The organism is Rahnella sp. CJA17(1/100) (genome assembly GCF_963881615.1).
Classification (GTDB): Bacteria; Pseudomonadota; Gammaproteobacteria; order Enterobacterales; family Enterobacteriaceae; genus Rahnella; species Rahnella aceris.
The window spans coordinates 451,005-461,500 of record NZ_CAWOJA010000044.1 but is presented as its reverse complement, the minus strand read 5'-3'; the positions used below and the strand labels follow the sequence as shown (position 1 = coordinate 461,500).

The 10,496-nt window shown below is 51.0% G+C and carries 11 protein-coding genes and 1 pseudogene; 5 read left to right on the top strand and 7 right to left on the bottom strand.

Features of this window, described 5'->3' with window-relative positions; genetic code table 11:
• The 4 genes and pseudogenes from AACU55_RS19065 to AACU55_RS19050 form a co-directional block, all read left to right on the top strand.
• Nucleotides 1–191, top strand: a pseudogene (locus tag AACU55_RS19065) (hypothetical protein); the annotation flags it as partial.
• 23 nt (nucleotides 192–214) lie between these two features.
• Nucleotides 215–1,015 carry a hypothetical protein gene (locus AACU55_RS19060; protein ID WP_240785644.1) on the top strand — a complete coding sequence of 267 codons (801 nt, stop codon included), beginning with the start codon at nucleotides 215–217 and terminating at the stop codon, nucleotides 1,013–1,015.
• Nucleotides 1,015–2,067 (top strand): type VI secretion protein ImpA, encoded by a 1,053-nt coding sequence (locus AACU55_RS19055; RefSeq protein ID WP_134705923.1) that lies wholly within the window; start codon nucleotides 1,015–1,017, stop codon nucleotides 2,065–2,067. Before AACU55_RS19060 ends, AACU55_RS19055 begins: the two co-directional genes overlap by 1 nt.
• Before the next feature lie 89 nt (nucleotides 2,068–2,156).
• Complete coding sequence (locus AACU55_RS19050) at nucleotides 2,157–3,206, top strand: type VI secretion protein ImpA (protein WP_134705922.1); 1,050 nt, start codon at nucleotides 2,157–2,159, stop codon at nucleotides 3,204–3,206.
• Nucleotides 3,207–3,588: 382 nt separating this feature from the next.
• On the opposite strand, the gene AACU55_RS19040 is transcribed toward AACU55_RS19050, so the two are convergent.
• From AACU55_RS19040 to pspA, 6 genes are all read right to left on the bottom strand, one after another.
• Nucleotides 3,589–4,656 (bottom strand): YcjF family protein, encoded by a 1,068-nt coding sequence (locus AACU55_RS19040; protein WP_134705921.1) that lies wholly within the window; start codon nucleotides 4,654–4,656, stop codon nucleotides 3,589–3,591.
• Complete coding sequence (locus tag AACU55_RS19035; RefSeq protein WP_134705920.1) at nucleotides 4,653–6,050, bottom strand: YcjX family protein; 1,398 nt, start codon at nucleotides 6,048–6,050, stop codon at nucleotides 4,653–4,655. Before AACU55_RS19035 ends, AACU55_RS19040 begins: the two co-directional genes overlap by 4 nt.
• A complete protein-coding gene (locus tag AACU55_RS19030) occupies nucleotides 6,031–6,276 on the bottom strand; it encodes a phage shock protein PspD (protein ID WP_134705919.1) in 246 nt (81 codons plus the stop codon). Before AACU55_RS19030 ends, AACU55_RS19035 begins: the two co-directional genes overlap by 20 nt.
• An 84-nt stretch (nucleotides 6,277–6,360) precedes the next feature.
• A complete protein-coding gene (gene pspC / locus AACU55_RS19025; protein ID WP_134705918.1) occupies nucleotides 6,361–6,720 on the bottom strand; it encodes an envelope stress response membrane protein PspC in 360 nt (119 codons plus the stop codon).
• The gene (gene pspB, locus AACU55_RS19020) at nucleotides 6,720–6,947 is read right to left on the bottom strand and encodes an envelope stress response membrane protein PspB (protein ID WP_112152186.1); all 228 of its coding nucleotides are present in this window, start codon (nucleotides 6,945–6,947) and stop codon (nucleotides 6,720–6,722) included. The genes pspC and pspB overlap by 1 nt, the downstream gene beginning before the upstream one ends.
• 89 nt (nucleotides 6,948–7,036) lie before the next feature.
• On the bottom strand, nucleotides 7,037–7,708 hold the full coding sequence (pspA, locus tag AACU55_RS19015) for a phage shock protein PspA (protein WP_013576051.1): 672 nt from the start codon (nucleotides 7,706–7,708) through the stop codon (nucleotides 7,037–7,039).
• Between the two features lie 232 nt (nucleotides 7,709–7,940).
• On the opposite strand from pspA, the gene pspF reads away from it, so the two are divergent.
• Nucleotides 7,941–8,948, top strand: a complete 1,008-nt coding sequence (pspF, locus tag AACU55_RS19010; protein ID WP_013576052.1) for a phage shock protein operon transcriptional activator — start codon at nucleotides 7,941–7,943, stop codon at nucleotides 8,946–8,948.
• Nucleotides 8,949–9,168: 220 nt separating this feature from the next.
• Here the strand turns inward: pspF and zigA are convergent, their stop codons facing one another.
• Entirely contained in the window at nucleotides 9,169–10,356 is a 1,188-nt protein-coding gene (gene zigA, locus AACU55_RS19005) for a zinc metallochaperone GTPase ZigA (protein WP_134705928.1), read from the bottom strand.
• Nucleotides 10,357–10,496 lie beyond the last annotated feature (140 nt).

The following is a 10,496-nucleotide window of genomic DNA, read 5'->3' as shown; positions in this document are numbered from 1 at the left end:
AACCGCCGGCGCGGCCGGTGCTCAGCGGCACGATACCGGCGCGGGTGGAAAGCCCGACCCGAGGCGACACCTACGCGTGGCTGGATAATCAGGGGCGCTACCGCGTGCGCATTGACGGCGACCGTGCGTCGGCGGATGCCGGTTACGCGTACCTGTGGGTGCGCCTCGCCAAACCCTACGGCGGCGACGGCTAGCCGCGTTGTGGAACATGCTGATGGCAGTACGTCGCAACGCGGACCGGATGCTGGGTAAAGCCCTCGCCCCCGTCAGGGATTTACTGGAAAAACTGGCAAACCGCCTGCGTGTTGAAGGTGACAATGCCTACCGCGCGCATGTGGGCACCAACGTACACCTCTACGGCGGCGAACGGGCGGCAAAAGAAGTGGAAATGATTAAGCGGGAAAAGCCGGATTGGGTGGATGTTGGCAGAAAACAAAGAACATATCCCGCATTAGATAAGTTATCCCCGGACTTAGAGAAGTTTATTAATAAGGGGTGGCCTGATATCAGATCGCTGGCATCTCGCAAAACACCATTAGATGGGAAGTTTGGCACCTTTGATAATTCTATGGCAGCAGTTGAAATACCATCAGGTGAAATGATCTATCGAGTTATTGATCCAAACTCTTCAGACAATAGTATTTGCTGGATGCGAAAGGCAGAGTTTGAAAAGCTGACGTCGAAAAGTGACTGGCGTAAAAACTTTGCCGTATGGAAAAGCTGGAATGAAAACGGAGAATATGTCGTTTACACCGTTCCGCCGAGACAGCCCCTAAAGGTCTGGGAAGGCCGGGCTGCAACACAAATCAATGAGAATGCCAAAGAATATTCGCTGGAAGGCGGAGCGGTACAAATCGTACTGGACCCGTCGCAGCTTAAAAAAGAGTTTACCGGTGAGCGGCGTAAAACCCGCTGGGGCTATGGCGATGTGGGCAGTGACCCGGTCAGCACTTATCTGGGGTTACCGAAGCTAGAGAATAAAAACAACTGGTATGAACCAAAAGGAAAAGAATAATGGGGATTTTACATCCGCAGGAATGTTACTTTTTAGAAAATTTTATCTCAGCAGAACATTATGCCGAAACCCGTGACGCCATCATTGCCTATATCGATGCCCATGAAGAAGCCCTGGCAAGATATAAACGTGAAATGCCGATTAATACCCGTAAGCTCCCCCAATGGCAGCAGGCTGATATAGTATGGGAATCACGCGTAATGTCTAATATCCGCCCATTAAAGGAACGTTATATCAAGGCTCACATTCTGCGAACTCATAATGATGTTAAGGCATTTGATATTGGTCATGCTATGAGCAATATCAATAAGGGAATCGTAGAGTTTTGGGATGGGTGGATGACTGATCAAGAAAAAGATAAAATTAGACATCATGAGTATCAAGCTTCAGAACTAGACAAAAACTTATCAATAACAATATGGGGAGAGTGGGAGGAGGGGCGTTTGACATATAGTGATAATTGTGTTCACCCATATATAAAAATTCCAAAAAAAATTCCTCTTTATATACTTGACTCATCCGTGAGAATAGAAAAAGGAGATGTACCAATCCAAACTGGAATATATTTACCTGATGTTGATTTTTCGGCAGCTCGATTTTTACCAGCTGATTATGGTGAATCACCTGATGCTCGGCAGGGCATTCAGCGTAACGAATGGTTTGACGCAGAAACTTGTAAACATAGATTCAGTTGGAAAGAGTCTAAGTGGGCAAAAACAGGCTGGACCCTTATCCGTCGGGTTGAAGGCGAATTTATTGATGTGCCACCGGAAGGTTTTTTCCCGAAAGGATTACCGGAAGAATTGTACAACTGGCCGGAAAAAGAGAAGTTATTGCGCCAGGCGGAACCCACCCGAATCACCGCGTACAGCGGCGAAACCAGCCCGCACTCGGGCCGCTGGGGCACCTTTATCGACGGCAGTTTGCGTTATGCTCATGTCAAACAAGGCCAAGCCCTGCCGGAATATGAAGATAAAGAAAGCAAGCTTCACCGTACGCTTTGGTCACTGCTGGAGCGGGATGATAAGGGCAGCGTTTTTATAAACAGCTAAATGACTTTTGTGCATGTAGCCGGTTTTGATTTAAACCGGTTACTGTGATTAACAAGGAAGTGACGGATAAATCCAAAAGGAAAAGAATTATGGGTATTTTACATCCTCAGGAATGTTACTTTTTAGAAAAATTCATCTCAGCAGAACATTATGCCGAAACCCGTGATGCCATCATTGCCTATATCGATGCCCATGAAGAAGCCCTGGCAAGATATAAACGTGAACTGCCGCTTAATGCCCGAAAACCCCCTCAATGGCAACAGGCTGATGTCGTATGGGAAACTCGTGTAATGCCAAATATTCGTGATTTAAGGGAGCACTTCAGTAAACGATATATCCAACGTAGTCATAATAACCCAGAAGCATTTAAAATGGGCAATGCAATGGGATATATTCAAAAAGGTATTGTTGAGTTTTGGAATGGATGGATGACTGAAGAAGAAATCCTAGTTATTTCCCAGTTAGAAACTATTGCATCAAAATTAGAAAGTAGACTTTCTGATTCGCTGAGAGGTGCATGGGAAGAGGGGGATTTGACGTATATACATACAATGTACGATAAATCTGAGTTGCCTAAAAAAACTCCTCGTTATGAATTAGATCAATCTGTACGTATTGAGTCCGGTGACGTTCCAACCCAAACAGGATTCTATTTGCCGGATATTAATTTTGCACCCGCAAGATTTATTCCTGATGACTATGGTCAACCGGCCTCTGCAAGGCAAGGTACCAAACGCAGTGGCTGGGTGGATTCAGAAACAGGTGAAAAGGAATATTGCTGGCTGGAATCTCAGTGGGCAAAAACCGGCTGGACCCTTATCCGCCGGGTTGAAGGTGAATTTATCGATGTACCACCGGAAGGTTTTTTCCCGAAAGGATTACCGGAAGAATTATACAACTGGCCGGAGAAAGAGAAGTTATTACGCCAGGTGGAACCCACCCGAATCACCGCGTACAGCGGCGAAATCAGTCCGCACACTGGCCGCTGGGGCACCTTTATCGATGGCAGTTTGCGTTATGCTCATGTGAAAAAAGGACAAGTTCTGCCGGAATATGAAGATAAAAAAGGCAAGCTTCATCGTGCGCTTTGGTCACTGCTGGAGCGGGATGATAAGGGCAGCGTTTTTATAAACAGCTAAATAACTTTTGCGCATGTAACCGGTTTTGATTTAAACCGGTTACTGTTATTAACAAGGAAGTGACGGGTACATCCAAAGGAAAAGAATAATGGGTATTTTACATCCGCAGGAATGTTAATTTTTAGAAAAATTTATCTCAGCAGAACATTATTCCAAAACCCGTGATGCCATCATTGCCTAATCTCAGGCCATTGAAAGAGCGTTATATTAGGGCTTATATTCTGCGGGCTCATAACGACATCAAAGCATTCGATTTCCCGAAAGGATTACCGGAAGAATTATACGGCTGGCCGGATAAATAATTGTTAACTGAACATCCGATTTTGATCCGGGAATTATGACTTGTGACAAACACCACAGTCATAATCCCGGTACATTTTCGTCAAATATCCGCCTTTACTTTATCGCTTTTCACCATGCTGTTTTTCAGCTTGCCGACAAGCTCACGGCGAAAATCACCGAGTTTCGGTTTATCGCCTTCCAGCCACGGCAGCGGACGGCAGAGTTCCATGGTTTTGATGCCCAGACGCGCAGTCAGCAAACCGGCACCGATGCCTTGTGCCGCACGGGCTGAAAGACGGGCAGCAAGGTCCTGTGACATCCAGTCCATGCCCACTTCACGCACCAGTTCGGATGCACCGGCGAATGCCATATTCAGCAGCACCAGACGGAACAAACGAATACGGCTGTAATAGCCAAGTTCGATGCCGTACAGCACCGCGATACGGTTAACCAGCCGCAGGTTGCGCCAGGCGATGAAGGCCATATCCACCAGCGCCAGCGGGCTGACAGCGATCATCAGCGCAGATTCGGCTGCTGAATGACTGATTTCACGCCGTGCCTGCGCATCGAGAACCGGCTGAACCAGACGGGCATACAGTTCAACCACTTCCCTGTCATTTTGGGTTTCATGCAGTGAGGCCTGCCAGCGTTGCAGCGCCGGATGGCTGTTATCCAGCCCGGCCTGCGCCGCCAGTTTTTCGCAGAATACACGTCCCTGCCCTAATCCATGACTGTGCATTAATTCGCGTGCCGTATCGCGCTCGTCGGCGCGCTGACGCAGGCGGTACAAGCGTCGCCATTCGGTCGCAACGGAACCGACACCGGCGACAATAATCAGCCCGCCTGCGGTGCAGGCACCAAGCGCCACCCAGTCCTGCTGGATCCACGCTTCGTGTACCCATTGCACGCCCTGCGCGACCACGCTGATGCCCAGCACCGCCACGCCGAGGCGCACAATTTTTCCCCACAAACTGCGACGCGGTTTCAGCGCACGGTTGAGCACCGCTTCCGCCTCGCCCTCTTCCTGCTGTTCATCCGTTTCAACGGAAACCGGAATAAAACGTTCTGACATTTGCTCATCAAACGCCAGCGCCGGTTTGATCACCGGATCGACCGGGGCCTTTAATTCCGTTTCAAAATCGATACGCGGTTTAATCGGTTCGCTCATCGCATTTTATCTCCCAGTAAAAACTCCATCACCGCATCCAGACGGATGTGCGGCAACGGGGTGTCCACGCTCATTTCACGCGGACGAAACTCATCAAAATGGAAGCCCTGTTTTTGCCAGAACGCATGACCCGGCAGACGTGCAGGCACTTCGCCGGGGAACACGGTCAGCGGCGCGCCATCCTGCAAACGGTGGCCTTTCAGCGCGGGCAGACTTTGCCCCTGATATTCCACCATGCCGGTTTCCGTCGCCTGCACCGAAGCCAGCCCGGCGCAATCCATACTGATGCCTTCGAACGCCGCATTCTGCCAGGCCTCCTGCACCAGTTGTTGTAACAGCGACACCAGATTAGCGTGCTGATCGCCGGTAATATGATCGGCTTTAGTGGCGGCGAACATCAGTTTATCGATGCACGGATTAAACAGACGGCGGAACAGTGTGCGTTTACCGTAATGGAAACTTTGCATCAGCTGCGTCAGCGCGAGGCGCATATCGTTAAATGCCTGCGGCCCGCTGTTAAGCGGCTGCAGACAATCGACCAGCACAATCTGGCGGTCAAATTTCACAAAGTGATCTTTGTAAAAACCTTTCACGATGTGCTGGCAGTAATAGTCGAAACGCGCACGCAGCATACCCAGATTGCTGTTTTTATCTGCCTGCGCCAGTTGCGCATCGGAATAGCGGTTCAGCTCCGGCCACGGGAAAAATTGCAGCGCAGGCGCACCGGCCATATCTCCCGGCAGAACAAAACGCCCCGGCTGGATAAAGTGCAAACCTTCGATCTTGCAGCGCACCAGATAATCGGTGTAGGCCTGCGCAATCGCGCCCAGCAGATTTTCATCCGCCGGGGCCAGCGGATCACATTGTTCACACAGCGTCAGCCACGGCTTCGCCCATTCTGCACGATCGCCCTGCAACAGCCCCGCCATCTGGCGCGACCAGTCGAGATAGTTTTGCTCCAGCATCGGCAAATCCAGCAGCCATTCGCCGGGATAATCGACGATCTCCAGATATAACGTGGAGGTGTCTTTGAAGTGACGCAGCAGGGAATCGTTGGATCGGTAACGCAGTGCCAGACGGATTTCGCTGACGCCACGGGTCGGCGTCGGCCACGCAGGCGGCGTGCCGTAAAGTGACGCCAGCCCTTCGTCATAAGCAAATCGCGACACCCCCAGATCACGTTGGGGGACACGTTTCACGCCAAGCAGACGCTCTTCGCGGGCAGCCGAAAACAGCGGTAAACGTGCGCCGCTGTGCATGTGTAAAAGCTGGTTAACGAAGGCGGTGATGAAAGCGGTTTTTCCGCTGCGGCTTAAACCGGTGACAGCCAGCCGCAGATGTCTGTCCATGCCGCGATTGATCAGTGAATTAAACTCATTTTGTAGTCTTTTCATTGCTCTCCCTGGCGTAGCGCCCAAACAGCGCGGTCAAAATACGTTTGAATAATGGTTCTAATAATAGTGCTAAAACATACCTCATTGGCCCTTTTCCCACCACGCCCAACACACGCGCTGCCAGCCCGGCAGGGCCAAAGGTCAGCGCCAGCGTAATGAACACGCTGAAAATTTTCGAAAACAGGCTGCGCTTACCCGGCAGCGAGGAATTCAGGTAACGGGTCATAAAGATTCCTTAAGCGGGAGAGGAGAAGGAAAACAGCAGCCGGAGCAACGTCCGGCGGCCAGAGGCAAAGCGGTGAATAAAGAATTAAAGCTGGCGGAACCGGCTGCGCACCCCGAAGGTTTCAGAGGTGACATAGCGTTCGACCTGGCGTAAACGCTGCTCGCTGGCTTTCAGCTCGCGGTCGGCTTCTTCCAGTAAATTACGCGGCGATGGCGCATTTTCATCTTCATATTCGCTGGCCGGTACCGGATCCAGCACGTAGCTGAGAATGATATACGCCAGGACGGTGAACATGAATAAACCAAAGAAAATCGACAGCACGGCCATAATCCGCAGCAATTTTACCGGCACGCCCAGATAGTGCGACAGCCCGGCCAGTACGCCTTTTATTACGCCCTCTTCCGGCACGCGGTAGAGTTTTTTCTCAGACAGACGGGTCGCCATTATGATTGCCTCCAGCCCGGATGTTCGGCATCAAGAATTTCTTCCAGTGCCTGAATACGTTCGCGCATACGTTGCGCTTCATGAGTCAGGCTGGTGAGATTTTGTATCTCATGCTGACTAAGCTGACTGCCATTTTGCTGGCGATTGCTGTAGTGAAGCCACAACCAGACGGGCGCCACGAATAAAACGAAAATAGTCAGCGGAATAGCTAAAAACAGGAAGCTCATTGTCTCTCCTTATGAGTCTTATTTATTACCGGTTACGGCGTTAATCCTGCAACAACCTGCCTGCGAACAGGCAGGTTTAATGGCAAACATTATGCGTCCTGATTGCCGTTCATTTTAGCTTTCAGCGCAGCAATTTGTGCGCTGATTTCATCGTCGGCTTTCAGTTCGGCAAATTGCTGATCCAGCGATTTCTTTTTACCAATGCTGACGCTTTCTGCTTCCGCTTCCATATGATCGATGCGGCGTTCGAACTGCTCGAAACGCGCCATCGCTTCATCAATTTTACCGCTGTCGAGCTGACGGCGGACGTCACGCGAGGACGCGGCGGCCTGATGACGTAAGGTCAGCGCCTGCTGACGCGCACGGGTTTCGGTCAGTTTGCTTTCCAGCTCACCAATTTCTGACTTCATGCGATCCAGCGTTTCTTCTACCACGTTCACTTCGTTTTTCAGCGTGGTCACCAGCTCAGACAGCTTCTGCTTTTCGATCAGCGCCGCACGCGCCAGATCGTCTTTATCTTTACGCAACGCCAGTTCGGCTTTGTCCTGCCATTCACTCTGCTGGGATTCACCCTGATCGATACGACGGATCAGTTGTTTCTTTTCTGCCAGCGCACGGGCGGAGGTAGAACGCAGTTCCACCAGCGTGTCTTCCATTTCCTGAATCATCAGACGAACCAGTTTTTGCGGATCTTCTGCTTTATCCAGCAAGGTGTTGATGTTGGCGTTAATAATGTCAGCGAAGCGAGAAAAAATACCCATAATCGAAATTCCTCTTTGTTTCTGTTGGTTTCCGGCCAAATGATTACCGGTTAAATCCGCAGGATAATTTTTCACTGCGGCGATAAACCTATATCAGGATCCGTGCCAACTTTTTAAAATCATTATCTGCATGAATAAATTGAATTTTTTACTTTTGTCTCTGCTATGCTTATTTTTCGAGATGATTATTTTCACTAAGTGTTAGTGTGTTTCACCACACAAGGAAAGCCAAATGACGGATAACACAGACAATTTACTCGGTGAAGCCAACGCCTTCATCGAAGTGCTGGAACAGGTCTCACAACTGGCGAAGCTGAATAAGCCGGTTCTGGTCACCGGCGAACGCGGCAGCGGAAAGGAACTGATTGCGCATCGTCTGCATTATCTGTCGCCCCGCTGGCAGGGGCCGTTCATTTCGCTCAACTGTGCGGCGCTCAATGAAAACCTGCTGGATTCCGAGTTGTTCGGCCATGAAGCCGGCGCGTTTACCGGCGCACAGAAACGTCATCTCGGACGCTTTGAACGTGCGGATGGCGGCACGTTATTTCTCGATGAGCTGGCGACAGCGCCCATGCTGGTGCAGGAAAAACTGCTGCGCGTGATTGAGTACGGTCATCTGGAGCGCGTCGGCGGCAGCCAGCCGTTACAGGTGGATGTCCGGCTGGTGTGTGCGACCAACGATGATTTACCGGTGCTGGCCGCTGAAGGAAAATTTCGCGCCGACCTGCTGGACAGGCTGGCGTTTGATGTGGTGCAACTGCCGCCGCTGCGTGAACGCCAGCAGGACATCATGTTGCTGGCGGAACATTTCGCCATTCAGATGTGTCGCGAACTGTCTCTCCCGTTATTCCCCGGCTTTACCGACTATGCGCGTCAGACGCTGATGGCCTACCGCTGGCCGGGCAATATCCGCGAGCTGAAAAACGTCGTCGAACGCTCGATGTACCGCCATGGTACCAGCGATTTTCCGCTCGATAATATTATCCTGAACCCGTTTGCGCAGCGCACTGCCACCGTGGAAACGGCTGACGTCAGTCCACACGACACGCTGCCGACGTTACCGCTGGATCTTAAGCAATGGGTGACCGGACAGGAAAAAAATCTGATTGAGCAGGCTTTACGGCAGGCACGCTTTAATCAGCGTAAAGCCGCAGAGTTGCTGAACGTGACTTATCATCAGTTGCGCGGAATGTTGAAGAAACACGCAATTCAGGTCAATTCGCAGGAAGGGGCTGAATAACAGGCAAAAAAAAGCCAGCACCCGAGCTGGCTAAGTAATACTGGAAGCAATGTGAGCAATGTCGTACCTCGCGATTAACGTCCCTGGCGGGCCGCCTCTCGTCCGGTGAAAAGAATGATAATAGTTCTCAGTATCGTCTGTAAAGCACTTTGTTGAGAATATTTCTCATTACCACACTGATATTATGGCTACTTTATGAACACCTTAAGGTCACTTAGGACTACCATTCGGGGAACGGATCGGCCATGTTGACCCAGTGTTCGATGCCTTCTGCCATCTGCTCTTCGCTTAACAGACACGCATCCAGCTGCCGGATAATCTCTTCTTTATTCAGGTGCTGGCCGATAAACACCAGTTCCTGGCGCATATCGCCAAACGGCTCAACCCATTTCTCCATAATGTGTTCACGGGTCTCCTCGTCCTGCGGCCAGTCGCTTTCCGGCAGCGAACGCCAGAAAATACCCGCCATGCCATAGCGCGCTATGCCGCCCGCCTGACTCCACTGCCCGGCAAAGCGCGGACGCGACGCCAGCCAGAAAAAGCCTTTGGAACGCAGTAAGGTACCGCCCCCCCAGTCGCCGTGCACCACGCGGTAAAACTTATCCGGATCAAACGGCCTGCGGGCGGTGTAGACAAAACTGCTGATGCCGTACTCTTCGGTTTCCGGTGTGTGTTCACCGCGTAACTCTTTCAGCCAGCCCGGCGCAAGTTGCGCCTTAGCAAAATCAAAACGGTGCGTATTCAGCACGGCATCAACCGGCAGGCTGCCGGGACAAATCGGGATGATATGCGCATCGGGATTGAGGCTTTTCAGTAGTGCAATCACTTCCCGCTGTTGCAGGCTGTCGAGAAGATCGGTTTTGCTCACCAGCAGCACGTTGCAGAATTCTATCTGGTCGATCAGCAAATCCGTCACGCTACGCGCATCGTCCTCGCCCAGACTTTCACCGGCCTCCTGCACACTGCGCGCTTCCTGATATTGCTGCATAAAGTTGACGCCATCGACCACGGTCACCAGCGTATCGAGGCGCGCAAACTGCGACAGGCTTTCGCCATTTTCATCTTCGAAAGTGAAGGTTTCCGCCACCGGCAGCGGTTCTGAAATACCACTCGATTCAATCAGCAGATAATCAAAACGTCCGGCCTGTGCCAGCTCACGCACTGAAATCAGCAAATCTTCCCGCAGGGTACAGCAGATGCAACCGTTGCTCATTTCCACCAGTTTTTCCTGCTGACGGTCGAGCGTGATTTCACTGGCGACCAGTGCAGCGTCAATATTCACCTCGCTCATATCATTGACGATAACCGCCACGCGTAATCCCTGGCGGTTGTTCAGAATGTGGTTGAGAACGGTAGTTTTACCTGCGCCAAGAAAACCGGACAGCACGGTAACAGGGAGTAAGGACATCATTAACCTCATATCTCAGGACAGTGCAGGAATACTTCGCCTGCGATTATTGTTATAATATAACATAACAATAGCAATCCAATTTCAAGGGTTTTATTGATACATGCTCTTTTTTTGCCGGAAAACGAACGGTTTTTGCG